This window comes from Psychroflexus lacisalsi, from assembly GCF_020164495.1.
GTDB lineage: Bacteria > Bacteroidota > Bacteroidia > Flavobacteriales > Flavobacteriaceae > Psychroflexus > Psychroflexus lacisalsi.
The window spans coordinates 776,774-801,995 of the sequence record NZ_JAIQYZ010000001.1 but is presented as its reverse complement, the minus strand read 5'-3'; the positions used below and the strand labels follow the sequence as shown (position 1 = coordinate 801,995).

The window sequence follows — 25,222 nt, the reverse complement described above, 5'->3', positions numbered from 1 at the left end:
TTTTTTAATTTAGTGCTGTAAAGTTAATCATTTTAACAAAGATTGAGCATGTGCCAATGCAGATTCAGAAGTTTTATCCCCTCCAAGCATTTCAGCAAGCTCAACAATTCTTTCTTGATTCTTTAAAATTTGAATATTAGTCTGAGTTTTTTCGTTTTGAACAGTTTTAAATACTTTGAAATGCTGTTGACCCATACCAGCGATTTGTGGCAGATGAGTAATAGAGATCACCTGAAGGGATGCAGACATTTTTTTCATAATCACTCCCATTTTGGTTGCTACGTCTCCTGAAACTCCAGTATCGATTTCATCAAAAACTATACTTGGTAAGTTATCAAATTGAGCCAGAAGACTTTTGATTGCCAATGTAATTCTTGACATCTCACCTCCTGAGGCTACACGCTTAATATCCTGTGGTTCACTCCCTTTATTGGCTGAAAATAACCACTCAAAACTATCGGCCCCCTTTGAAGTGAATGTAGCATCTAAAGTTCCTTTAATGACAAGTCTTGCGTCAGGTATTCCTAATTCGCTTAACATTTCCTCCACCACTTCAGTTATTGTTTTGGTTGTTTTCAATCGACTTTCATAAAGTTGTTCAGCTAACTTGGTAAGCTTTTCTTTTTGCGTGTTGATTTTAGATTCAGCCTCTTGAAGTTCTTTTTCAGCGTTTTCTTTTACCGAAACCTGTAGATCAAGATCTTCCCTTACATCAATCAAGCGCTCAATATCTGAAACATGATGCTTTTTCTGCAAAGTATAAATCAGTTGGAGTTTTTCATTTACTTCCTCAAGAGCTTTGGGATCTGCGTCTAGAGACTCCAATTGATTTTGAGTTTCAGAACTAATATCTTCAGCCTCAATTAAAATACTTTCAACTCTTTGATAAAGTTCTTCAAGGCTTGGATCCAACTGTGAAGCTTTACGAAGTTGCAAATTGATTTCTCTCAATTGTGCCACAACCCCTACTGATTCGTCGTCTAGTTGTTGATACGATTGTCCTAGTTTTTCCTGAAGCTCTTCTACATGACTTAGTTTGCTTTGCGTAGACTCTAATTCTTCCTGAAGTCCAGGTTTTAAATTGGCTTCCGTTAATTCTGAAAGTAAAAACACATTATAATCGTAAGCTTCATCAGCTTTAATCTGACTAGCTTTTAATTCATCAAATTCCTTTTTTAATTTATTGAGAAGCTTGTAATTTTCCTTATACAGCTGCTTGAGTTCAGAATTTTGAGCAACAGTATCTAAAACGTCGTATTGATAATCCTGATTTCCTATTGATAAGGTTTCATGCTGAGAGTGGATATCTATGAGGTGAATCCCAAGCTCGCTTAAGTTAGAAAGCTTTACAGGTGTATCGTTTACAAAAGCTCTAGATTTTCCAGAAGGTAATATTTCTCGCCTGACGATTGTCTCTTCTTCATAGTCCAAATCTAAATGATCAAATAAAGATTTTAAATTGAATGCACCAATTGAAAACTGACCTTCAATGATACATTTTTTTTTGGAATTCCTTATAGAGTTTAAGTCTGCCCGCTTACCTAGCAATAAAGAAAGTGCTCCAAGAATGATAGATTTTCCTGCACCTGTCTCACCAGTTATAATTGAAAAATTATCGGTGAATTCAAGACTTATGTCTTCAATAAGAGCAAAATTTTTGATCCCAAGAACTCTTAGCACAAATAAAAAATTTAGAAATTAAATTGAAAGCTAATCTACTAAATATTGTGAGATCTACACTATAATTAGTTGGCGATCATACGCCATTTTCGATTATGAACTGGAGCGATTTGATTTAAAGTACTTACAGTAGAACCAATATTCATTTCTGGTCCACCGTTCAGTATTTGCATGATTTCGTCAGATTTTGCATCAAAGAAAATTCTGAACAAAGCTGCATTAGGTCTGCTTTTAGAATTTTCAGAAATCAAATTTATGGCAGTCAGGATGTTTTCTTTTCCAGTTTCTACATCTTGATTCATCACGTCCAAACCTTTTCTGTGGTAGATGTATAATGCTTTTCTGAAATTGAAAAAGTTACCTGAGAGCAAATCTCTATTAATTCCAAATCTACTTTGAGAAGCCCCAGAGTCTGCCCAGCCATTACCACCTCTTTGCCCTGCTGCGTTCACAATTTTCCTAGCTTCTTCATAAAATACGGTTCCTCCGTCTTCCATAAAAGTGTCTGCATCATATCCCAAAATTGTGTAAATGTAAAAACTAATAGTAGAAATTAAATTACTGTTGAATACGTTTGGATTGTAATTAAGAGGTTCAAACTCTTTATAAGTGAAATTAAAATCATTGTCCTTGATGTTCAGTAAAATTGAATTCATCGAAGATCCAAAGACAGGTCGCGACGACTGCACTTGAAGAGTCGCCTGGAAATTATCGGAATCGTAACCCTGTATTATAACGTTGAAACTGCACTTAATTTTTTGGTGAGGTTTTAAGTTGGAATCGGTCCATTGAGTGTTATTGATAAATTCAGAGAGATCTCTTTCTAAGGTTGAAAAAATTGACAATTGATTTCTGCCTGTTTGTTGCGCATCCAGAAAAACTTCAGCTTCAATAGCTTGAGAAAAAACTACAAAAGGAAAAAAAATCGCAAGCAATACACATTTAAAATTCATCGATCAGAAATTTTGAGAATAAAATTCATAATATCTGTAGCAACGTCAGATTTAGGCTTGGTTTCAAAACGAATTATTTCTGATTTTGTTATAATCTTGATTTTATTGGTGTCTTTCTTAAAACCTGCTCCCTCGTCATTTAAAGAATTCAATACGATGAAGTCTAAATTTTTCTTATCCAATTTAGCTTTCGCGTTCTTTTCCTCATCATTGGTTTCTAAAGCAAAACCAACTAAAATCTGGTGTGTTTTTTTTTCACCTAAAGACTTCAGGATATCTGGAGTAGGCTCCAAATCGATTTGCATCGCATTTTCACTCTTCTTGAGTTTTTTATCAAATTGTTGTTTTGGCTTATAATCCGATACAGCAGCGGCAGCAATAACAATATCTGATTTCTCGAAATACGATGTTGTGGCTTCGTACATTTCGTGAGCACTCACTACATCTATTCTATTTAAGTTGCTGTGAGTCAAGCTCAAATGTGTCGGTCCTGTAATCAAATTGACCTCAGCTCCGAAGCTTAAAGCTTGATGCGCAAGCTCAAATCCCATTTTTCCGCTAGAATGGTTACCGATAAAACGAACCGGGTCTATAGCTTCATAGGTAGGACCTGCAGTAATAGTAACTGTTTTACCATAAAGGGGTAATTTTGATAGGATGTCTTTTTCCAGAAATTTTACGATATTTTCTGGCTCTGCCATTCTTCCTTCCCCCACAAGACCACTGGCTAATTGACCGGATTCTGGTTTTATGAATCTATTTCCAAAACTTATAAGTTTGGCAATAGATGCTTTAGAAGATGCGTGTTTATACATGTCAAGATCCATAGCAGGAGCAAAATAGACTGGACATTTAGCTGATAAGTAAGTTGTAAGTAATAAATTATTGGCACTTCCAGACGCCATCTTAGATAAAGTGTTGGCTGTTGCAGGCGCAACCAACATAAGGTCAGCCCATAATCCAAGATCAACATGATTATTCCAGTTTTTCTCTTCATCTGTGAATGAAGAGACCACAGGATTTTCAGAAAGTGTGGAAAGAGTAAGTGGTGTTACAAATTGTTCTGATTCTGGAGTCATCACAACTTTCACATCTGCTCCAGCTTTTTTAAGAAGTCTTACGAGAAATGCAGATTTATAAGCGGCAATACCACCCGTAATTCCTAATAGGATATGCTTGCCGCTTAAAATACTCATCGATAATACCTTTTATTCTTCAGTATTTTCTTTTGTGTGTCTGTAGTAAATTTTGTCATCTAGCCATTCATCCATTGCAATAGAATGTGGTTTAGGTAGTCTTTCGTAATATTTAGATACTTCAATCTGCTCTTTGTTTTCAAAAACCTCATCAAGATTTTCATTGTAAGTTGCAAATTCATCCAATTTCTCCAAAAGCTCCTTTTTCATCTCAACATTGATCTGGTTGGAACGCTTAGAAATAATTGAAATAGCTTCGTAAATGTTCCCCGTTGCAGAATCTACTTTATTTTTATTAATAGTAGTTGTGCTTAATGGAGCGTTGGTGTGTTTGATATTTGAATTCATAATTCTGTTAAGGTATTTGTTCGTTCTTCTATGTCTGTTGCATATATTTTGGCTTGCTCTGATAATTCAGTTCCACTAAAATATTTGATGTAATCTTCATAATAAATCTTTGCTTCTGCTAAACGTTCTGGCACAAGCGATGAAATACTATTTATTGCTAAAATGTAAGCGGATTCAAATTTATAGAAAAAAGCTTTTTCTCTGTACTTTGATCCTGGGAACTTAAGTATAAAATTATCAAAAGATTGGATAGCAGCTTTATATCGTTCTGTGTGGTGATATTGTTTTGCTATTTCATAAAATTTCATTTCTATTTTAATACTTAATTCTTGTATCATCTCGTTGGCCGATACAAAGTGTTCTCCGTCTGGATATGTATTGATATAAAATTGTAGTTTGGATATTGCTGTACGTGTGTCTTCCTGATCTTTGCTGTAGATAGGAGAAACTTCATAGTAACTTTTTGCACTTTTGAAAAAAGCCTCTTCTACTTTCTCACTATTGGGATATGATTTTGAAAAACGTTCAAAAAGATAACCCGACAAGAAATAATCTCCGACCAAGTAATGAGCGTTAGCATTCATATAACTCACCTTTTCCCCAGATGGTTTACCCTTATACTGAGGTAAAATCTGATCGAATAAGCGAATAGCTTTTCGGAAGTATTTGTTCTTACCAGTCTCAATTCCCTTTTCATAAAACTCATTGGAGAGCTCATATTTTGGGAGAATTTCTTTCTCTTTTAAGACTTTCTGGTATTCGCTACAGGAAGTAAAACCGAGAGCTATTATCAGTAAAACAATTAAACGCTTCATAAACTTAAATATCGTGCAAAATTAGGGATAAATCTTCGATAATAAAAACGCAAGATTTTTCAGCTTATTTCAATTGATTAAGAAAAACACTTAAAGCAGATTTCAATTCTGAAGTTGCTTTCATCAAAGGTAACCTCACATCACTTTCAGTTAACTTTTTGAGCTCAAGTACAGTTTTAATTCCAGCAGGATTGCCTTCTTTAAAAATAAGATCAATACCATCCATCAACTGAAACTGAATCTGGTAAGCTTCTTTTACTTTTTTCTGTAAACCAAAATTCATCATCTTAGTAAATTCAGAAGGAAAACCTTGAGCCATCACTGAGATTACCCCAGAGCCACCGGCGAGAACAATTGGCAAAGCAATCATATCATCTCCAGAAATTACAAGAAAGTCTGTAGGTGTATCTCGGATCATCTCCATAGCCTGAACAATATCTCCAGCTGCTTCTTTTATACCTATAATATTATCAAAATCATTCGCTAAACGTGTAACTGTAAGCGGCAACATATTGGATCCCGTTCTTCCAGGAACATTATAAAGAATGACTGGAAGTGGTGATGCTTTAGAAATTAAAGCAAAGTGTTGATAAATTCCTTCCTGTGTGGGTTTATTATAATAAGGAGAAACAGATAAAATTGCATCAAATCCATCTAGATTTTCTGTAGAAAGATCTTTTAAAACTTGAGAAGTATTGTTACCTCCCACGCCTAACACGAGCGGCAACTGTCCATTGTTTTCCTTTTTGATTATAGTCTTTACAAGTTCTTTTTCAACTTTAGTGAGGGTTGCATTTTCTGCAGTAGTCCCCATAACTACTATGTAATCTACTCCATTTTTAATTTGAAATTGAACTAAACGTCTTAGTGCATTTTCATCAACTTCATTCTCTCCAGTAAAAGGTGTTACAAGAGCAACACCTGTTCCCATGAATTGTTTCATCTGTTTTCTATATTATTTGCTTAATGTATTTTGAACTTTCTTTAAAGAAATCGAGGTTTTTTGAATCTACAGCAAGTAAAAGATCACTTATTTTTTCATTGGATTCATTTAAACCCACTTTCAATTTAGCTTCAGTAAGTTGTGAGACAAGTTCCAAACACAATTCATCTCTACCGAAAAAATTAAATAACAATTTATACTTCTGACTTATAAAATCGGTAATCACTTCTGAGTTAGGTTGTCCGAAAAGAGAAAAATCTTTTTGAATAAAAACAAAATCTGGTTTTTCAACTCTGTCGTACCGATGCCTGCTAAATCCAAGAAAGTTGATTTCTGAAGGTTCTACATCAAAATTCTTCTCAATTAATTGCTGTAATTGATATCTATCTGAAGCATCATCATTGAATAAAATACCAATCTTTGATCCTTCAAAATTATCCAGTTTGGGAGGTTTTATAGTCTCCAGCTTTTTGTTAAGAAAAAAATTTTGAATGGATGTGAGCACCTTTAGGTTTTAGATCAAATATAAGTTTTTGTGTAAATTATCATAAAGAAAAACTTAGCCTTTTAGCCAAGCTTGTCTTAATTTAAATTTTGGATCTTTAGCATCCACCTCCATAGATTGCAAACTTGTTTTCTCGATGTAGGGCTGAGAAGTTTTTCCTTCAAACGTCATTTCTTCACCATTTCTTACTATTACAATTTTGAAATCTTCTCCTTCCTGCCATCCCATGGAAGTCATGATGAGTGGTCTTATGTTTTCTAAAGTGTATTCAGTTCCATTGATAGATTTTATCACATCACCACCTTCTACTCCCAAATCTTTAAAGAAAGAATTCATTGGGTAACTTTCTCTGAAAAATACTGTCCCCTCATCTTGATTAGCATCAATAAATGGAGTTCTTCCGTTTAAGAAGTAGCCAGTTTTAGATAAGCTTTCAGTTTTTTCTACTCCCACTTTAGCAAAATACTCATCGTATGGTATTGGAGTATTTCCACTAACGTGTTTATCAAAAAAACTTTGAATTTCAGGATAAGTCATATCAACAATTTCAGAAATCAACACGTCATCTTCAAATGGCGTGTCTTTTCCGTACTTAGAAATTAATTGCTTCATCAAGTCCAGAATTCCCATTTCGCCACCGCTCAATTCTCTCAGTCTGATGTCTAAAGCCATTCCTATGAGCGCACCTTTTTGATAAACATTGTAATAACTGTCTTTATAGTCCTCTTCAAGAATGTTTTCACTCATAACTGTAAACGACATGGTATCGTCAAACGCCATTGAAGTCTCGATCTTTTCATTCATACGTTGATAAAAATCTTCTTCTGAAATCAGGCCTTGATCGATTTGAAATAAGTTAGCAAAATATTCGGTAACCCCTTCGTACATCCACAAATGCTGAGACATTTCAGGATCATTATAATCAAAATAATGCACCTCTTTAGAGTGAATATTTAACGGTGTGATAATATGAAAAAACTCGTGAGAGACTACATCGGTCATCGATTCTTCCAGCTCTTGCAATGTCATGGTTTCTGGTAAAACAACACTTGTAGACGTGTGATGTTCTAATGCTCCAAAGCCGCGTGCATCTGGATTTTCCATATCCGACAGATAAAGTAAAATCGCATATACATTGGTATTATCTATTTCACCTAGAAAAGATTTTTGAGCCTGAACCATTTTTTCTAAAGCAGGTTTTAAATCTTCTGTAGAATGAACGCCGTTGGGAGAGTGAATACTCAACAACACTTTCATGCCTTCAATATCAAAACTTGTGGTGTCCGGTTTAGAATATAAAATAGGATGGTCAATTACACCAAAATAACGCTCTGTAGAAAATTCATCTATCACATAATCTTCTTGTTCAGTTCGATTGATCACTGGCAAAGAAGCAGAAGCTGTTAAGTTTGAGGGTCTATGAATATTGATTTTATAAGGTGTTTCTTTAGCGTTTTCAAAATAACCAACCATGGCATGCAAATTCAGCATAAAATTATCACCCGCTTCAAAATTGGTTCCTGCAGGAGAAAATACGCCGCCTTCACCTTCAATATCATAAGTATCGTTCACATAATAAGTCAATTTATCAAAATTCGAAGAATTGGAAATCACCCAGGTATCGTCATCGTTACGAGTAGTCTCCATAGCTTCACCATCATAATCCAAAGCAACTAGATCTTGAGAGAATTGACCGTAATCATTGATCGCATAAGTACCAGGAACTGTTTTTGGTAAATAAAATTTAAGTGAATCTGAAGAAATCCGCCCTGGATTCACAGTAACTTTGACTTTATCGTTTTCGACATTATGAAGGAAGACGTCTACTACTATAAGATCATTTTCTGGCTGAGTAACAGTCTTACAACTTACTACGCTTAATACTACTGCTAAGGCTAAAATTATTTTTTTCATTCTTTTGAATTTATTGTTGGACTCTTATTTCTGATTTTGTTACGCGAAAGCACTAAAATTTTATAACTTGATTGAGTGCATTAATATCCTTTGATGCTCCAAAAATATACACTAAATCGTCAATTTCAATTTTAGTATCAGGTTGGATATCTGAAATGTATTTTCTACCACGTTTAATAGCTAAAACAGTGACATTATAATTCTTACCAATACCTGAGGTCTGAATAGAACTTCCCGCAATATTATTATTTCCATGCTGAACATGAAGAGTCGCTACTTCTTTGTCAGGAATATTCAGTTGCTGGAACACAGCATTAGTAGATGTTGGTTTTATACTTGTCAACATTTCATAGTCCGAGGATCTGATGTTGGTCACAATGTTTTCGATATCGCCTTGAGTGACCATGTATTGTCTCAATACTCGCGTAAAGATTTCAATAGAAGTTTCAAATTCTTCAGGTATCACTTCATCGGCCCCTACCTTCATATTTTCTTCAATCTCCTTGACGTATCGAGTTCTGACGATGATATAAACCGTTTGGGAAAACAATCTTACCGAAGAGATAATCTTTTTGGTAGCATTGGGATCTGAAATTGCAATCACCACCACCCTAGCTTTTTGTATGTTGATGTGTTTCAATATCTCCGGATCGGAAGCATCTCCAAAAACTATAGGTTGATTTTTCCGCTTAGCTTCTTTAATGGCTTCATAATCCATATCCAGAATGACGTAAGGAATATTAATGTGAGATGTTACCCTGGAGATATTTTTACCATTGATACCATACCCCACAATCACCACATGATCTTTCCAGTCTTGGTCTTGGTCTATTTCCTGACTACTATTGTCAATTTTCCGCTTATTCATGCGTTTTCTCACCCGCTTAGGAATAGTCGCTTTTAGCATAAAGCTGGACATGTTATGCGATTTTTGCAAAACAAAAGGCGTAAGTGCCATCGTTAAAATAGAGACCGCAAGAAAATACTGGTACAAACCGTCTGGCAGCAGGTCGTTTTGTAAGCCAACAGTAGATAGCAACAAAGAAAATTCACCAACTTGAAAAATGCTGAACGCAGACATAAAAGCAGTTCTTGGCTGGTTTTTTAAGACTAAGGCTACAAGGCCAACGATAAGCATCTTGATGACCAATACAGCAATAACAAATATGAGAATGTAAACTACATTATTAATGAAAAATTCAAGATCTAGCAGAGAACCTACTGATATAAAAAAGAAACTGATAAAAATTTCCCTGAAGGGTAAAACATTGGCCGTAGCCTGATGGCTATATTCCGATTCTGAAATAATCAGACCCGCAAAGAAAGCACCTAAAGCAAGAGATAAGCCTACTGAAGAGGTTAACCAGGCTACAGAAAAACAGAAAACGATAGTAGTCAAAATAAATAACTCTCGATTTTTAGACTTAACCACCAACTTAAAAATATAAGGAACAATGTATTTCTGAAGTACAAAAACAACGATACCAACACCTATCAATTTAGCTAATAAAATGAGGAGTGTTTCTCCAATATTATCTGATTTTCCAGCTAAAATTGGCGTTAACAACATCATTGGGACCACGATAATGTCTTGAAAAATTAAAATTCCTAGCGCAACTTTACCGTGAGGAGACTTGATTTCTCCTTTTTCCTGAAGCATTTTTAGAACTATCGCGGTACTACTCAAAGAAATCAAAAAACCAAGAAATACAGCGGTATTGATTTCTACTCCTAATGCCATAGCCACTAAAGCCGTGACCAGAATCGTTCCACCAACCTGCAGTCCACCGCCAATGAAAACGGTTTTCTTAATTTTCATCAATCCACTAAAGGACAATTCAATTCCGATAATAAAAAGAAGAAAAATAATTCCTATTTCTGAAAGTAACTCTACTTCATGAGAAGAACTCAATAAGTTAAAAGCACTTGGTCCAACAATTATACCTGCAAATAAGAAACCTAATATGGAAGGAACTTTGAGTTTTTGGAAAGCTAAAATAATAACAATCGAAATGCCTAAAACAACAACAATTTCTTTGAGTAGAGGGATTTCCATAGCTTATTTATGAGAGTTGCAAAAGTACTAAAATAAGATTCCTAATGCACTCTGAAAAACAAATAAGAAGGATGCTAAAAAACTAAATTATTTTGTTGTTGCCGTTCAGCTTTTTAAATTTCAAAAAGCTATTATATTTACTTCAAATTTGAAAAAATGAAAAAAATTAGCATATTGTTTTTGGTTTTCAGCTTATGGGCTTGTTCTGAAAATCCAAAAACACTCTCAAAAATTGATGCTCAACAAATTCAAATCTCTGACTCTATTGCGAAGAATAAAGAGCTGGAAGACTTTATAGCTCCATATAGAGAACGCATTACTGAAGAAATGGAAGGTGTTTTGGCTTACACCCCAGAAGCTATGTATAAATCGGATGCTAAGTTCAACACTCCAATTGGCAACATGATGGCAGATGCTGTGATGGAAATGGCAAATCCTATTTTTGAAAATCGGACCGGCAATAAGATAGATGCTGTTATTTTGAATTATGGTGGCATCCGGTCTGGAATCAACGCTGGCGATATCAGTACCAGAACAGCTTATAATATCATGCCTTTTGAAAATGAAGTGGCTGTGGCAGCCTTTTCTTCAGAGGAACTTAGAGCTTTGATAAATTATCTCGCCAAAAATAAAACTGCTCACCCCATCGCGGGGCTTCAGGTGATCTTAAATGCTGATGGTGACTTGCATGAAGCTAAAGTGAACGGAGAACAAATTCAGAATAAAACCTACTACGTAGCCACATCAGATTACTTGATAAAAGGCGGTGACCGCATGGATTTTTTCCTGAATGCAGAAAAGGTAGAAACTTTGGATTACAAGTTGAGAAATTTGTTTATTGACTATTTCAAAAAGAAAGACACTATAGCGCCGGTGAGAGATGAGCGCTTTATCCAATTACAAAACTAAAGCCATGAGAAGAATTCACTTTATAAAAACCACTGGAGCGGCAACGGCATTTACAGCAGTGAGTGGAATTGGAATGCTTAGTGCTTTTCAACCAAAACCCTATTCTAAGAAACTCACAATATTGCATACTAACGACGTGCACAGCCATATCGATCCTTTTCCAGCCAATGATAGTAAATACGCTAATCTTGGTGGTGTATCGAGACGCTATAGCTATATCCAAAATGTAGTATCTGAAAATCCGAACACACTTATTCTCGATGCGGGAGATGCCTTCCAAGGCACGCCTTATTTTAATTTTTATGGAGGTGAATTGGAATATAAACTGATGAGCAAAATGGGCTATCATGCCTCCAATATAGGTAATCATGAGTTTGATAATGGTATCGATAATATCGCTGCTCAGTTGGAACATGCTGATTTTGATTTACTGAATGCTAATTACAATTTAAAAAATACAAGCCTTGATGGTTTGGTGAAACCACATCAACTTTATGAGGTTGACGGACTTAAAGTGGGAGTTTTTGCTTTGGGAATTCAACTCGAAGGCTTGGTTTCAAAAGATCTTTATAAAGAAACAGAATATTTAAATCCTGTCGACATTGCTCAGGAACAGACAAAAATTTTAAAAGAAGAGTTGAATTGCGATTTGGTGATTTGTTTATCGCATCTAGGCTATAGCTACAGATCTGATAAGATTGACGACTTAAAATTAGCCGCTCAAACCAAAAATATTGACCTTATTATCGGCGGGCATACGCATACTTTTCTTGAAAAACCTAGCGTTGTTGAAAACTTGGAAGGCAAAAAAGTACTCGTGAATCAAGTTGGTTGGGCTGGCATTAATGTCGGTCGTATTGATTTTTACTTTGATGAAAACGGAGCTAGTGAAAATAAAAGTTTGATGATTGAGGTATAAAGAAGTCGACTTTTTGACCGTTTGACTGGTCTAATAATTTCACCCGTTAACCATCTCCAAAAACTCATCTTCAGTTATAATTTTAACGGCTAAATTTTCTGCTTTAGTTCTTTTGCTGGGTCCCATGTTATCTCCAGCGACTAAATAGTCTGTTTTTTTGGAAATGGAACTGGTGTTTTTTCCTCCGTTTTTTTCTATCAAATTCTGAAGTTCTTTTCTGGAAACCTTTTCAAAAACGCCAGAGATCACGATGCTTAAATCTTTCAATTTCTCACTTTGATCGGTCAATGCATCTTCTGAAATTTCTAGCTGAAGTCCGTATGACTTTAGTCGGTTAATGCGTTCTTGATTGGCATTATTCTGGAAAAAATCAACTACACTTTCAGCAATTCGCTCACCGATTTCATCCACAGCCAACAAATCTTCCAAACCTGCTGAAGCTAAAACGTCTATGCTTTTGAACACTTTAACCAATTTTTTCGCAATGGTTTCACCGACATAACGTATGCCTAAACCAAATAAGACGCGCTCAAAGGGAACGTCCTTGGATGCTTCGATGCCTTGTATGAGATTTTCAGCAGATTTTTCTGCCATGCGTTCCAACGGCAAAACATCTTCTTTCTTCAAAACGTAAAGATCTGCATAATCCTCAATTAGGTTTTCTTTGACTAGCAAAGCCACCGTTTCTCCTCCAAGCCCTTCTATATCCATAGCTTTTCTGGATATAAAATGCTGAATTCGCCCTATGATTTGTGGCGGACAACCTTCTGTATTCGGGCAGAAATGCAAAGCTTCACCTTCATTACGCACAAGTGGAGTTTCACATTCCGGACAATTTTTAATATATGCTGTGGATTCAGAATTGGGGTCGCGCTGTTTGAAATCAACACCTATAATTTTCGGTATAATCTCACCTCCTTTTTCTACAAAAACCACATCTCCTTCTCTTATGTCGAGCTTTTCAATTTGATCTGCATTATGCAAAGAGGCACGCTTTACCGTAGTTCCAGCTAGCTGAACAGCGTCCAGATTGGCTACAGGAGTTATCGCTCCTGTTCTCCCTACCTGGTATGTTATTTTGTTTAAAGTAGTAGAAACTTGCTCGGCCTTAAATTTATAAGCCATCGCCCAGCGTGGAGATTTTGCAGTATAACCCAATTCATCCTGATGCTGAAGACTGTTCACTTTTATGACAACTCCATCCGTTTCGTAAGGCAAGTCTCGCCTGTGCTCATCCCAATAATTGATGTATTTAAATACCTCATCAATCGATTTTGCAATTTGAGCTTCTTTAGGCACATTAAATCCCCAAGCTCTGGCTTTATTCAAACTTTCCATTTGGGTGGTTACACCCAAATTTTCACCTGTTAAGTTATAGAGCAAACACAATAAAGGTCGTTTAGCTACTTCAGCACTATCCTGTAATTTCAAACTTCCAGAAGCAGTATTTCTGGGATTTGCATAGGGCTCTTCCCCCTGCTCTACTTTCTCGGCATTAAGCTTTGCAAAACCTTCGTAAGGCAAAACAATTTCTCCGCGGATATCAAATCTCTGTGGATAATCATCTCCTTTCAGTTTTAAAGGGACCGATTTTATGGTCTTTACATTATATGTTACTGCATCACCCTGAGTTCCATCACCTCTGGTTACAGCTCTCAAAAACTCACCATTTTCATAAGTCAAACTGATGGATGCACCGTCGTATTTGAGTTCACAAGTGAATTCAACAGGTTCCTCTATAATTTTTTGAATTCGGGTTTCCCACTCATCAAGATCTTCTTTGGAATAAGAATTGGACAGCGAATACATCGGGAAATCGTGAACTATAGTTTCGAAATTTTTGGTCACTTCTCCACCAACCCGCATCGAAGGAGAATTGGGGTCCTCAAACTCCGGATGAGCTTCTTCCAGCGCCTGGAGCTCTTTTAATTTCATGTCAAAGTCATAGTCAGAAATCTCAGGACTATCCAAGACATAATAATTATAATTATGCTCGTGAAGCTCTGTACGCAACTGCTCTATTTTTTCTTTTACATCCATGAAATCTGTCAATTATTATAGTTCTTAAAATTTAAACTAAAATCATTCAAAAATAAATCGGAAAAACACTTACGGACTATTTTTAATAGGCTTTTAGCATTCGATCATTTCCTCTAAAATCTTTCCTCAGTTCTACATTCTTAAATCCAAGATTTAGAAAAAGATCTTGCGTTTCCTTTGCCAAATATTGACTTACTTCCGTATAAACAATTGGTCGCTTGTCTGATTTAAGAGCTAATTCAGCAATTTTTTTATAAAAAATCAGTGGATCGTCATCTTCCACAAATAGGGCGACGTGTGGCTCATGGTCTACAACATTTTTTCTTATGCTGGATTTTTCAGCGCTTTTCACGTAAGGCGGATTAGACACGATGATATCGACTTCAGGAAGCGTTTCCAAATTCAAAAGATCTGCATGAATAAATTCAATATGAGTATGATTCTCTTCGGAATTTGATACTGCAAGTTTTAATGCTTTTTCTGAAACATCTAAAGCTTTGATCTTTGCTTGAAGCAGATGCTTGGCTAATGCGATAGGAATACAACCACTACCCGTTCCTAGATCTATGATCGACAACTGAAAATCTTTCGATTTACAATCATCTAAAATCCATTGAACAAGTTCCTCGGTTTCCGGACGCGGAATCAACACATTTGAGTTTACTTTTAGCTTCAATCCAAAAAACTCGGTGTAACCCAAAATATGCTGAATAGGTTCTTCCTTTTTAAGCCGTTCTTTTGCTTCTTTAAATTTTGAAAGCTGATCTTCTGAGAGGTCAACTTCAGTCTTAAGTAATAGATCATGAGTTTTCAGATCCAATAAATCTTCAGTGAGCCAAGTAAAAAATGTCGAGATTTCACTCGATTCGTAAGTCGGCTGTAGATCTTCAGTAAATTCTTTTTTAAGTTGTTTCAGGTTCGTCATTCTTCTTCAGTTTTAAATTCGCTAGATACTTCAAAACCGAACACAGCTTGAAATTTATCGTAAATCATTTCAAAATCTTTTTTTCTAACGCCAATCTTAAAATGACAATCCAGTTTCAAGTCCTGTTCTATAATATTTAGATCGTATTCTTTTACCAGCCTCATGACCAGATTCATTTTATCATACTCACAGGTGATCTCAAAATTGAGGTTTATCGTCTTGGAAATAACCTTACTGCTTTCCAAGGCCATTTTGGCAGCAGTTTTATAAGCCGAAATCAAACCACCAACTCCAAGTTTGGTACCTCCAAAATACCTAACCACAACAATCAAAATATTAGTGACTTCAAAATTTTGTAATTGACCAAGAATAGGCATTCCCGCAGAATTGGAGGGCTCTCCATCATCATTGACTCTATAGTGCTCATAGTTTTCACCCATTTGCCAGGCATAACAAAAATGACCGGCTTTGTTGTGTTTGGACTTTAATTCAAGTAGCGCAGAATCAACATCTTCTTCTTTGGAGACTGGAAAAGAATAGGCGAAAAACTTACTTGCTTTTTCTTTAAAAAGCACTTCTTGACCAGGTCGGTCTATGGTTTTATAAGCGTCTTTTTCCAATAAAAATTAGTTTGAAAATGAAAAATACTTCTAGCCCTGAATTAAGAAAATCGCTGGCCGCTTATGCAAATCTATGGAAGTTTTCTTCCATTCTGATACGGTTTGAGTTTTAATGAACTCGGTGGATAAAGTAAGGTCTACAGCTACACTTATTCTGGTGGAAGCCTGAAGAGTCGAAATAAGACTGATCAACAATTTATTATTTCTATAAGGCGTCTCAATAAAAATCTGAGCCTGATTTAGCTCTATGGAAGCTCTTTCAATTTTTTTTACAAAATGCTTCCGCTCTTGATTATCGATAGGTAAATAACCATGAAAAGTGAAACTTTGGCCATTAAGCCCGCTGGACATCAATGCTAGTAAAATAGAGGACGGCCCAACTAGCGGAACCACTTGAATATTTTTTTGATGAGCTAATGCTACAACTTGGGCGCCAGGGTCTGCAACTCCAGGACAACCTGCATCAGATAGCAGCCCCATATGGATTCCTTGCTCGCAGGGGTCTAAAAAGTTAGGAATTTCCAGCTCTGAAGTAAATTTATTTAGCAGTTTAAAGTCTAAACTGGGTTGAGATTTTGATGGAACAATTTTCTTTATAAAATGTCTTGCTACTTTTTCATTTTCAACGATATAATGATCAACTTCATTAATCACTTTACGGATGGATAGAGGAAGCACCTCTAGAGGCGGTAAATCTCCTAGGCGATTTGGGATAAGATATAGTTTACCTTTTTGCTGAACATTTTCCATTTATTGAAGTTTTATTTAAACTAAGGCTTCTCCAATTCCCTCGAAATCAAAGAGCAAGATTCTTCAAGCATTGCATATACTTGATTGAAACCATCTATTGAATTATGATAAGGATCTGGTACACTCTCATCTTCTCCAGGAAATATTTTATTCAGAATAAGACTTACTTTATCTCTTTCTTCCTGAGTTTCTGCCAGGCTTATAACATCTTCATAATTTGAAGTGTCCATCACAAAAATATGATCGAAATTCTTAAAATCTTCTTTCGTAAACTTTCTGCTTCTTTGGTCTGTGATATCCAATCCATTTTTTTGGGCTACATTGATAGAGCGCTGATCTGGCAACGCATCTTCATGATATCCTGATGTTCCAGCAGAGTCCACTTCAAAATTTGACGAGTCCAGTTTAGATTTTAAAATACCTTCCGCCAGTGGAGAACGGCAAATATTCCCTAAACACACCATCAATATTTTGGTCATAACTGCTTGAATTTGATTTCTAAGTCTTGAATGAATTTTCTAAACTGCTTATCAGATTCCTGTAAGTTAGAAACAATTTTACAAGAGTGTAGAACTGTAGAATGGTCTCTTTGGCCTATATGCCTGCCAATATTTGTTAGCGAGGTTTTAGTGATTTCCTTAGCGAAGTACATCGCGATTTGTCTAGCTTGGACTACATTTCGTTTTCTACTCTTTGATTGTAATTCGTCGATTTCAATATGAAAATAATCACTCACCACATTCTGAATATCATCCAGAGAAATAGGCTTTTTATTATTCTTGACATAATTTTTTACAATCTGCTCGGCAAGATCTATAGTAATCTCTGTCTTACTGAAGGAAGAATGCGCTATAAGCGAAATAATCGCACCTTCAAGTTCACGAATATTATTGGTGATTCTTGAAGCTACATAATCTAAAATCTCATCTGGCATTTCAACTCCGTCATTGTAGAGTTTATTTTTGATGATTTTTATTCGTGTATTATAATCTGGTTGTTCAAGCTCTGCAGAAAGCCCCCACTTAAATCTTGATAAAAGACGCTGTTGAATATCCTGCATATCGACAGGAGCTTTATCACTAGTCAAAATCACTTGCTTTCCATTCTGATGCAAATGATTGAAAATATGAAAGAAGACATCTTGAGTTCCTTTTTTACCAGAAATCAATTGAATGTCGTCAACAATGAGAACATCGATGATCTGGTAGAAATGAATAAAATCGTTTCTGTTATTCTTGGAAACAGCATCTATATGCTGCTGGGTAAATTTATCTGCGGATATGTAAAGAACAGTTTTTTCAGGAAACTTATCTTTCACCTGTAAACCGATGGCATGAGCCAGGTGAGTTTTACCAAGTCCTACTCCACCAAAAATAAGTAGTGGATTAAAGGAAGTTCCTCCAGGTTTATTGGCGACTGCAAGACTCGCAGATCTAGCCAATCTATTGGAAGTTCCTTCTAGGAAATTATCAAAATTGTAATTTGAATTTAACTGAGAATCAATCTTTAAATTTCTTATTCCAGGAATCACAAAAGGATTTCTTAATTCTGGATTTTTCTGCCTGGCGGGAAAATCTACAGATTGAGAATGAACACTGGAACGTTGAGTACTTGGAATTTTTTCTGTGAAGGGCTGTCGGTTCCCTTCAGCATTTTCCATTCGGATGACATAAACCAATTTTGCAGACTTTCCAAGTTCTTTGGTAAGGGCAACTTTCAATAAGTCAACATAATGCTCTTCTAACCATTCGTAAAAGAATTTTGAAGGCACCTGAATACTTAAAGCATTATCATTGAGTTTTACAGCATTTATGGGTTGGAACCAAGTTTTATAAGCTTGATCTGAAATATTGTCCTTGATAAAAATAAGACAGTTTTCCCAAACCGAAGTTGCTGATTTTGACATAGTTAAGCTTAAAGTATTTGTATTAAAATTATATTCAGATAAAGCTAATTTTACTCCATCGGGATGACAAATATGTGAACAAACTTTTTAATAAAAAAATCTATTTCAGGTTGAAATTCTCGTTTTTTCTGCCTATACTTAAAGAGTTGTTAAATGATAAATTTTGAGCAAAAATAGTAAAGATACAAGACCTATTTCCACCTCTTCCTCAATAGAAGTAAGGTATGCGGAAACAGACCAAATGGGCGTCGTTCATCATTCGGTTTACCCGATTTATTTTGAACAAGCCAGGGTAGATTGGTTAAGATTAATGGGCATGCATTATCAAAAAATGGAAGATAGTGGCGTAATGTTACCTTTAAGTAGATTAACAATAGATTACAAGAAACCAGCAAAATTTGGCGACATTTTAAATGTAGAAGTCAGCCTCAATAAATTACCTGGCGCGACTATTATTTTTGATTATATAATTAAAAATCAAAATGACGAACTTCTCACTTTGGGTCAAACCACTTTGGTTTTTGTCAACATGATCACAAAAAGACCAATGCGGTGTCCGGAACATATTATGGCCTTAATTGAAAATGCCGTTCCAAAAAATTAATCTTTGAAAAAAGCGTCCAGAAGTAGTTGGGCTGTTGCAGGGTTTGTCGCAATTGGAATGTTATGCACATCGCAAATCCTCATCAACATCTGAACGTCTGGTTCATGCGGATGCTTACCGAGCGGATCTCTAAAGAATAGTATCATCGATAATTTTTTCTCAGCTGCCAAAGCTGCTATTTGAGCATCGCCACCAATGGGTCCTGAAAGTTTTTTTTCTGTTTTCAGCCCAGTGTTTTCAACATGCTTACCCGTAGTTCCTGTCGCAACAAGTTCTGCTTTTTTAAGCATTTCTAAGTTTCTATTAATGAAATTTACCATCTCTGGCTTTTTCCCATCGTGAGCAATAATTGCTATTTTCTTCATCTATTAAATTATATTTTTTTCTTCATAAATACTGTACATGAGTAATGGCCAGTGTCTCCTAATCTTTCTGGAATGTGTTCGAAACCGGACTTTAGATAAAGCTTCTGAGCAGCTTTCATGTTTGGTAAGGTCTCAATATAGCATTCGCTATAAGCCTGTGATTTAGCAAAGTCCAAGCATTTTTGCATCATTTGACTCCCCAAACCTCGGCCTCTGGCCTCTGGATCAAAATACATTTTCTGCAATTCACAAATTTCCGGATCTCCATTTTCTAGAGGAGCAATGCCGGCGCTTCCTAAAATAGTATCCCCTACCAATAACACAAAATACTCTGCTCTTTCTTTTTGAAAAGTTTCAAAAAGTTGATCCAAAGCTTTGTCTTCATAAGCGGTTCCAACTTTTGGTGCTCCTTGTTCAACTAATACATAGCGAATCATTTCGGCGACTTTTGAATTGTCTTCTCTTTGTATTGGACGTATTTTAATTTCAGTCATGCTGGCTTCAGTTGAAGAGTTTGTTTTAATTTGAATTTGCTGGTTTTAGCTGAACTAAATACCACACGCAAAATTAAATGAATTAAAAAATTATAGGTGTATCTGTCGCAAAATTTTAAAATCTTGTTGATATCAAATTCAGAAAAAATAGGGGACAATAAAAACCTTAAAATCCATTTGATTATAAGTGGTAAACTTCAGTCTTTTTCTATTTTTACGCCGTGAATACAAAAGAATTCTACATAAAAAGGTGTTTAGAGTTGGCCAGAAACGGGCTGGGAACAACCTACCCCAATCCATTGGTGGGTTGTGTTATTGTTCACGAGGACAAAATAATAGGCGAAGGCTGGCATATCAAGGCCGGAGATGCTCATGCTGAGGTACGTGCAATCAATGCCGTGAAAGATCCGTCTTTACTCAAGAAATCTACACTTTACGTCACTCTGGAGCCTTGCAGTCACTTTGGAAAAACACCTCCTTGCAGCGACCTTATTATTGATAAAAAGATCCCAAACATCGTCATAGGCACGATAGATCCTTTTGCGAAAGTCGCTGGAATGGGAGTAAAAAAGCTCTTAGCGGCCGGAAGAACAGTAAATGTTGGCGTCTGTGAGGACGAGTGTGAAAAGCTGAACAAACGCTTTTTTACGTTCCACAGAAAAAAAAGACCTTATATTATTTTGAAATGGGCAAAGACCAAACTTGGCTTTATTGCTCCTGTCGATCAGCAGAAAAATGAAATCTTCTGGATTACTAACAGTTATTCTCAACAACTTGTGCACAAGTGGAGAAGCGAAGAACAAAGTATTTTGGTGGGAACACAAACGGCTCTTGTAGATAACCCAAGACTGAATGTAAGACATTGGGGTGGAAAGAATCCTGTTCGCTTGGTGATTGACAAATCACTTAAACTAAAAGAGGATCTTGTTGTTATAGATTCACCACAACCTACTATTGTGTTTCATCAGAACGGATTAAATCCAGAACACAGTAAGCATCTTAGGTTTGAGCAATTAGATTTTAGCGAAGATATTTTGCCTCAGCTTTTGAAAAAACTTTATGATCTTGAGCTACAATCCGTTATTATTGAAGGAGGGAGCAAAACGCTGCAAAGTTTTATAGATACAGGTTTATGGGACGAAGCTCGGGTGTTTACTGGGCAAAATACTATTGAAACTGGAGTGAAGGGTCCTGTTTTAAAAAAACCAATTTCTGAAACTTTCGACATGGAAGGTGATGAACTCAATTACTATTACAATGATTAAAACTATCCTATTTGATTTTGGGGATGTATTTCTCACGCTAGACAAGTCTGCTACAGGAAAACACTTGAAGGAAAACGGTATTTCTGAATTAGACGCTGAACTTGTCAACATCAATAAAGCCTACGAGAAAGGTTTGATCTCTACAGATGAGTTTAGTCGACACTACACCAACAGATTCGAAGGGTTTACTACTGAAACATTTAAGACAGCATGGAACTCCATATTAATTGAATTCCCTAAGCATAGGCTAGAGTTTTTGAAAAAACTAAAAGCTGCCAAGAATTTCAAACTAATTTTACTTAGTAATACAAACGAACTTCATATCGATTGGGTAAAAGAAAATATTCCAGTTTATGAAGAATTCCGTTTATGCTTTGATGAATTTTATTTGTCACATGAAATTCATTACAGAAAGCCTGATGCTTCTATTTTTGAGTTTGTCTTGAATGAGAATGATTTGAACCCAAAGGAAACACTTTTTGTAGACGATACTTTGGAACATACCCTTACAGCTAAAAAATTGGGTATTCATACCTGGCACTTACAGGCTGGACAAGAAGAAGTTATTGAATTATTTTCTAAAAAAAGTGATTTATTTTGATAGCGCTGATTTTGAGTGTTTTGTCCTCGAGTGCAATTTACATTGCCTTTAAGCTTTTTGGAAAATATAAAGTGACCACTCTTAACGCACTTATCGTCAATTATTTTACTGCATTTGTATTGGGAATCATTATCCAAGGGGATGTTTCTTTGGAGGGTATTTGGGTGGCGACCTCCAAAGACTGGTTTTATGGCTCTATGGCTTTAGGTGCAATGTTTATTTTGGTATTTACGCTCATGGTTATTACGACTCAGAAAGGCGGAATGTCTGTGGTTTCTGTCTCTAGTAAAATGAGTGTCGCCATACCTGTGATCTTTGTGATTGTTTATTACAATGAATCTTTAGGCTTGTTAAAAATCATAGGTATCATAACTGCGCTAATTTCGGTCTACTTGGTATCAGTGAGAAAAAAGAAAGGCTTAAGCATTGATATGAAATATTTTATATTTCCACTATTAGTTTTTATTGGAAGTGGAATTATTGAAAGCAGTATCAAATTTTTAGAAAATACTTATGTTCCAAATAATGAAATTTCCTTGTTTTCAGCCAGCACTTTTTTCTTTGCTTGCGTCACCGGTCTTATAGTGTTCGGAATAAGAAAATTTAAACACAAGGCGAACTTTAAAAGAAAAGATTTACTTGGGGGATTTTTACTCGGGATTCCCAATTACTTTTCAATTTACTTTTTTATACTAGCCCTAAGAATAGAAGGACTTGATAGCTCTAGTATTTTTATAATCAATAATGTGAGTATTGTTTTATTATCGACAATCCTGGGAATTTTATTTTTCAAGGAAAGGATGATTCGAAAAAATTGGGTTGGAATTGCAGTTGCTATTCTAAGTATTGTTTTGATTACTTACACTCAGTAATTTACTTTCTGAATTGGAATAAAATTTAAAAAACAAAATTGCAATTAGAGTTCCTACACATCCGCCAACTATTATATCACTCGGGAAGTGAACTCCAACAAATATTCTGCTTAAAGAAAACAAGACAGGCCAAATAAATATCGATCCGAGATATTTAAATTTTGACTTTAAAAGTAAAAAAATAAATACGGTAGCTGCAAACGATGTAGAGGCATGGCCTGAAAAGAAACTATAATTGGAGGGTTCGTAGAGAATTTTGATCGAATTCATTATCTCCTCAGTAACATTTGGTCGGGGTCTTTCTACCAAGTTTTTAACCAATTCTGTAATCAAATGAGTTATCCCAACGCTTAACACTAGGAGCAAGATTCTAACAAAACTTTTCTTGAGTTCTGATTTATAAAAAAACAGGGCAAGTAATAATAAGTAAAAGGGAATCCAATTTTCTGTGTAGGTTACAAAACTCCAGAATACGTTTAGAGCATCTGGACTGGAATTATTCAAAAAAACCATTAATTCCCAATCCCATCGGGTTGGATTTAATTCCATTAAAACCTTCTTTTGATAGGGCCAATAGCATCTTCAACTTCATCTTTTAGCTTTGAAGTTTTAGATTCGAGAGTTTTTGTTTGATCTTCAACTTCTTTTTTGATGTCGAAATCCAAATTATGATCTTTTTTCTGCTTAGTGATTTCAGTTTTAATTTCATCTGTGGCATGTCGGAACGACTTCATTGTTTTCCCGAAAAACCTAGCTATTTCAGGAATTTTGTCAGCCCCGAAAACCATTATCAAGATGAATAAAATAAAAGCTATTTCTGAACCACTAATAAAAAGAGGTAAATTTATCATGCTACAAATATACTGGACTGTTTCTGAACAGCGAAATATTAAATTTTAAAACTTAGATAAGATTTTTAAAAAATAGACAAGCCTGTGAGTGTGGTTAATTCTTCTAAAACTTTCATTCCCAATGCTGAATTTCCTTTTTGATTGAGCATTGGACTCCAGACGGCTACAGAATATTGCTCTGGATGCACCGCTACAATTCCCCCGCCTACTCCACTCTTTCCGGGCAGTCCGACTCTGTAACTGAACTCCCCTGCCTCATCGTAAAATCCACAAGTCTGCATGATAGAATTGATACGTTTTACACTTTGTCTATCGATTACTTTTTCTTGTGTTTGAAAGTGCTTACCCTCATTTGCAAACAACATAAAGGCTTTGGATAATTGCTCGCAAGTCATGGCAATTGAACATTGGTAAAAATAGAAATCAAGAATTTTTTCGGTATCGTTGGAAATATTACCCAGAGATTTCATGTAATTGACCAAAGCTTTGTTGCGATAACCATGTTTTTTTTCGCTTTTGGCTACAGCCTTATCGTAATGTATGTCATTGTCACCGCAGAGTTTACGCACAAACATCAAAAGGTCTTCTTTAGGATTTTCCAACACACTAAGCAATGCGTCTGCCACAACAATAGAGCCTGCATTTATAAAAGGATTACGCGGAATACCGTTCTCTCTCTCCAGCTCTGTGAGGGAGTTGAAAGCTGTGCCAGAGGGCTCAACGTCTACTCTTTCCCATAAATCTTTACCCAACATCTCCTTAGCTATGGTAAGCGTGAAAACTTTGGAAATACTCTGAATTGAAAATTTTTCTTGGCTATCACCAAATTCAAATGAAGATCCATCTTGGCAAAAAAGGTAAATTCCAAATTTAAGAGGATCTACTTTAGATAGTTCTGGAATATAACTAGCTACTTTTCCCATTCCTTCTTTGGGCGTAAATTCCTTCTGAAGGATATTTAAGATTGCTTGATAATCCATTTTTTTAAAATTTAAGGTGGCTTTTAGGATTCACTTCATAAGCCAGTTTTCCAGATTCAAATATAACAGCGGGAAGTTCTCCTTCAAGAGTAATTTCAGAATTATTAATTTTAATCCAACTCCCTTCTCTAAGACCTACCACGGTTCTAGAATTTAAAGTTTGAAATTCTTTTATTCTGGTTTCTCGGGTTTCACCTTTGTGTGTTGATGAAGAATAAGGATCCTGGTAGTGAGGATTAATATTGAAATTGAGTAGTCCTAAAGTTTCAAAAGATGGAGGATATACAATAGGCATATCATTGGTCGTTTGCATTGTTAGTCCGCAAATATTGCTCCCAGCACTTGTTCCCAGATATTTTGTGCCGCTTTGAATACTCAGCTTTAGAGTCTTCATTAAATCAAGTTCATGAAGTTGTTTTACCAATAAAAAAGTGTTCCCGCCTCCAACAAAAATAGCTTTCGCATTAGAGATTGCTTTTTTCATGTCTTCAAACTCATGCAAACCGGTGACTTTATTTACGCAGGATTTTAAACCATCTGAAGCTTTAGCGGTATATTCATCATGAGTGATACCTCCAGGTCTAGCAAAAGGAATAAACACTACCTCATCGGTATTATTAAAATGTGTTTTGAGTTCGGGTAAAAGATACTCTAAATATGAACTTCCATAAACTGTTGATGTACTGGCAATGATGACTTGCATTAGATGAT

General features: G+C 35.7%; 27 protein-coding genes. 6 read left to right on the top strand and 21 right to left on the bottom strand.

Annotation, left to right across the window (positions count from 1 at the left end; translation table 11 throughout):
* Positions 1 to 27: 27 nt before the first annotated feature.
* The 9 genes from recN to LB449_RS03660 form a co-directional block, all read right to left on the bottom strand.
* Positions 28 to 1,680 carry a DNA repair protein RecN gene (gene recN, locus LB449_RS03700; protein WP_224453723.1) on the bottom strand — a complete coding sequence of 551 codons (1,653 nt, stop codon included), beginning with the start codon at positions 1,678 to 1,680 and terminating at the stop codon, positions 28 to 30.
* Positions 1,681 to 1,745: 65 nt separating this feature from the next.
* Positions 1,746 to 2,633: a type IX secretion system protein PorD gene (gene porD, locus LB449_RS03695; RefSeq protein WP_224453722.1), complete on the bottom strand. Its 888-nt coding sequence runs from the start codon at positions 2,631 to 2,633 to the stop codon at positions 1,746 to 1,748.
* The gene (gene coaBC, locus LB449_RS03690) at positions 2,630 to 3,829 is read right to left on the bottom strand and encodes a bifunctional phosphopantothenoylcysteine decarboxylase/phosphopantothenate--cysteine ligase CoaBC (protein ID WP_224453720.1); all 1,200 of its coding nucleotides are present in this window, start codon (positions 3,827 to 3,829) and stop codon (positions 2,630 to 2,632) included. The genes porD and coaBC overlap by 4 nt, the downstream gene beginning before the upstream one ends.
* 12 nt (positions 3,830 to 3,841) lie before the next feature.
* Positions 3,842 to 4,177 carry a DNA-directed RNA polymerase subunit omega gene (locus LB449_RS03685; RefSeq protein ID WP_224453719.1) on the bottom strand — a complete coding sequence of 112 codons (336 nt, stop codon included), beginning with the start codon at positions 4,175 to 4,177 and terminating at the stop codon, positions 3,842 to 3,844.
* A complete protein-coding gene (locus LB449_RS03680) occupies positions 4,174 to 4,992 on the bottom strand; it encodes an outer membrane protein assembly factor BamD (protein ID WP_224453717.1) in 819 nt (272 codons plus the stop codon). Before LB449_RS03680 ends, LB449_RS03685 begins: the two co-directional genes overlap by 4 nt.
* A gap of 64 nt (positions 4,993 to 5,056) precedes the next feature.
* Positions 5,057 to 5,935, bottom strand: coding sequence for a 4-hydroxy-tetrahydrodipicolinate synthase (gene dapA / locus LB449_RS03675; RefSeq protein WP_224453716.1), 879 nt, complete (start codon positions 5,933 to 5,935; stop codon positions 5,057 to 5,059).
* Positions 5,936 to 5,942: 7 nt separating this feature from the next.
* The gene (locus LB449_RS03670; RefSeq protein ID WP_224453715.1) at positions 5,943 to 6,440 is read right to left on the bottom strand and encodes a DUF6913 domain-containing protein; all 498 of its coding nucleotides are present in this window, start codon (positions 6,438 to 6,440) and stop codon (positions 5,943 to 5,945) included.
* 54 nt (positions 6,441 to 6,494) lie between these two features.
* Complete coding sequence (locus LB449_RS03665; protein WP_224453714.1) at positions 6,495 to 8,354, bottom strand: M61 family metallopeptidase; 1,860 nt, start codon at positions 8,352 to 8,354, stop codon at positions 6,495 to 6,497.
* Between the two features lie 52 nt (positions 8,355 to 8,406).
* Positions 8,407 to 10,410, bottom strand: a complete 2,004-nt coding sequence (locus tag LB449_RS03660) for a cation:proton antiporter domain-containing protein (protein WP_224453713.1) — start codon at positions 10,408 to 10,410, stop codon at positions 8,407 to 8,409.
* A 156-nt stretch (positions 10,411 to 10,566) separates the two neighbouring features.
* On the opposite strand from LB449_RS03660, the gene LB449_RS03655 reads away from it, so the two are divergent.
* Together LB449_RS03655 and LB449_RS03650 are read left to right on the top strand one after the other, a co-directional pair.
* Complete coding sequence (locus tag LB449_RS03655) at positions 10,567 to 11,319, top strand: 5'-nucleotidase C-terminal domain-containing protein (RefSeq protein WP_224453711.1); 753 nt, start codon at positions 10,567 to 10,569, stop codon at positions 11,317 to 11,319.
* 4 nt (positions 11,320 to 11,323) lie between these two features.
* Positions 11,324 to 12,238, top strand: coding sequence for a bifunctional metallophosphatase/5'-nucleotidase (locus LB449_RS03650; protein ID WP_224453710.1), 915 nt, complete (start codon positions 11,324 to 11,326; stop codon positions 12,236 to 12,238).
* Between the two features lie 39 nt (positions 12,239 to 12,277).
* On the opposite strand, the gene ligA is transcribed toward LB449_RS03650, so the two are convergent.
* The 6 genes from ligA to dnaA form a co-directional block, all read right to left on the bottom strand.
* Entirely contained in the window at positions 12,278 to 14,278 is a 2,001-nt protein-coding gene (gene ligA, locus LB449_RS03645) for an NAD-dependent DNA ligase LigA (RefSeq protein WP_224453709.1), read from the bottom strand.
* Positions 14,279 to 14,360: 82 nt separating this feature from the next.
* Positions 14,361 to 15,203: a peptide chain release factor N(5)-glutamine methyltransferase gene (gene prmC, locus LB449_RS03640; RefSeq protein WP_224453707.1), complete on the bottom strand. Its 843-nt coding sequence runs from the start codon at positions 15,201 to 15,203 to the stop codon at positions 14,361 to 14,363.
* A complete protein-coding gene (locus LB449_RS03635) occupies positions 15,200 to 15,823 on the bottom strand; it encodes an IMPACT family protein (protein WP_224453706.1) in 624 nt (207 codons plus the stop codon). The genes prmC and LB449_RS03635 overlap by 4 nt, the downstream gene beginning before the upstream one ends.
* 30 nt (positions 15,824 to 15,853) lie before the next feature.
* Positions 15,854 to 16,573 (bottom strand): SAM-dependent methyltransferase, encoded by a 720-nt coding sequence (locus LB449_RS03630; RefSeq protein WP_224453705.1) that lies wholly within the window; start codon positions 16,571 to 16,573, stop codon positions 15,854 to 15,856.
* 20 nt (positions 16,574 to 16,593) lie between these two features.
* On the bottom strand, positions 16,594 to 17,052 hold the full coding sequence (locus tag LB449_RS03625) for a low molecular weight protein-tyrosine-phosphatase (RefSeq protein WP_224453704.1): 459 nt from the start codon (positions 17,050 to 17,052) through the stop codon (positions 16,594 to 16,596).
* Positions 17,049 to 18,479: a chromosomal replication initiator protein DnaA gene (dnaA, locus tag LB449_RS03620; protein WP_224453703.1), complete on the bottom strand. Its 1,431-nt coding sequence runs from the start codon at positions 18,477 to 18,479 to the stop codon at positions 17,049 to 17,051. Before dnaA ends, LB449_RS03625 begins: the two co-directional genes overlap by 4 nt.
* Positions 18,480 to 18,642: 163 nt before the next feature.
* On the opposite strand from dnaA, the gene LB449_RS03615 reads away from it, so the two are divergent.
* Complete coding sequence (locus LB449_RS03615; RefSeq protein ID WP_224453702.1) at positions 18,643 to 19,083, top strand: acyl-CoA thioesterase; 441 nt, start codon at positions 18,643 to 18,645, stop codon at positions 19,081 to 19,083.
* On the opposite strand, the gene LB449_RS03610 is transcribed toward LB449_RS03615, so the two are convergent.
* Both LB449_RS03610 and LB449_RS03605 read right to left on the bottom strand, forming a co-directional pair.
* Positions 19,080 to 19,448, bottom strand: a complete 369-nt coding sequence (locus LB449_RS03610) for a methylglyoxal synthase (RefSeq protein WP_224453701.1) — start codon at positions 19,446 to 19,448, stop codon at positions 19,080 to 19,082. The two genes, LB449_RS03615 and LB449_RS03610, sit on opposite strands and share 4 nt — an antisense overlap.
* An 8-nt stretch (positions 19,449 to 19,456) precedes the next feature.
* A complete protein-coding gene (locus LB449_RS03605) occupies positions 19,457 to 19,942 on the bottom strand; it encodes a GNAT family N-acetyltransferase (protein ID WP_224453700.1) in 486 nt (161 codons plus the stop codon).
* A gap of 221 nt (positions 19,943 to 20,163) precedes the next feature.
* Here LB449_RS03605 and ribD point away from each other — a divergent pair, with 221 nt between their 5' ends.
* From ribD to LB449_RS03590, 3 genes are read left to right on the top strand one after another with little or no spacing between them, the layout of a single operon-like run.
* A complete protein-coding gene (ribD, locus tag LB449_RS03600) occupies positions 20,164 to 21,207 on the top strand; it encodes a bifunctional diaminohydroxyphosphoribosylaminopyrimidine deaminase/5-amino-6-(5-phosphoribosylamino)uracil reductase RibD (RefSeq protein ID WP_224453699.1) in 1,044 nt (347 codons plus the stop codon).
* A complete protein-coding gene (locus LB449_RS03595; RefSeq protein ID WP_224453698.1) occupies positions 21,200 to 21,808 on the top strand; it encodes an HAD family hydrolase in 609 nt (202 codons plus the stop codon). The genes ribD and LB449_RS03595 overlap by 8 nt, the downstream gene beginning before the upstream one ends.
* Entirely contained in the window at positions 21,805 to 22,680 is an 876-nt protein-coding gene (locus LB449_RS03590; protein WP_224453696.1) for an EamA family transporter, read from the top strand. Before LB449_RS03595 ends, LB449_RS03590 begins: the two co-directional genes overlap by 4 nt.
* Here the strand turns inward: LB449_RS03590 and LB449_RS03585 are convergent.
* From LB449_RS03585 to pepE, 4 genes are all read right to left on the bottom strand, one after another.
* Positions 22,648 to 23,229, bottom strand: coding sequence for a phosphatase PAP2 family protein (locus tag LB449_RS03585; RefSeq protein WP_224453695.1), 582 nt, complete (start codon positions 23,227 to 23,229; stop codon positions 22,648 to 22,650). The genes LB449_RS03590 and LB449_RS03585 overlap by 33 nt on opposite strands.
* Entirely contained in the window at positions 23,229 to 23,531 is a 303-nt protein-coding gene (locus LB449_RS03580; protein ID WP_224453693.1) for a Sec-independent protein translocase subunit TatA/TatB, read from the bottom strand. Before LB449_RS03580 ends, LB449_RS03585 begins: the two co-directional genes overlap by 1 nt.
* Before the next feature lie 65 nt (positions 23,532 to 23,596).
* Positions 23,597 to 24,511 carry a glutaminase gene (locus tag LB449_RS03575; protein ID WP_224453692.1) on the bottom strand — a complete coding sequence of 305 codons (915 nt, stop codon included), beginning with the start codon at positions 24,509 to 24,511 and terminating at the stop codon, positions 23,597 to 23,599.
* Between the two features lie 4 nt (positions 24,512 to 24,515).
* The gene (gene pepE, locus LB449_RS03570; RefSeq protein WP_224453691.1) at positions 24,516 to 25,214 is read right to left on the bottom strand and encodes a dipeptidase PepE; all 699 of its coding nucleotides are present in this window, start codon (positions 25,212 to 25,214) and stop codon (positions 24,516 to 24,518) included.
* Positions 25,215 to 25,222 lie beyond the last annotated feature (8 nt).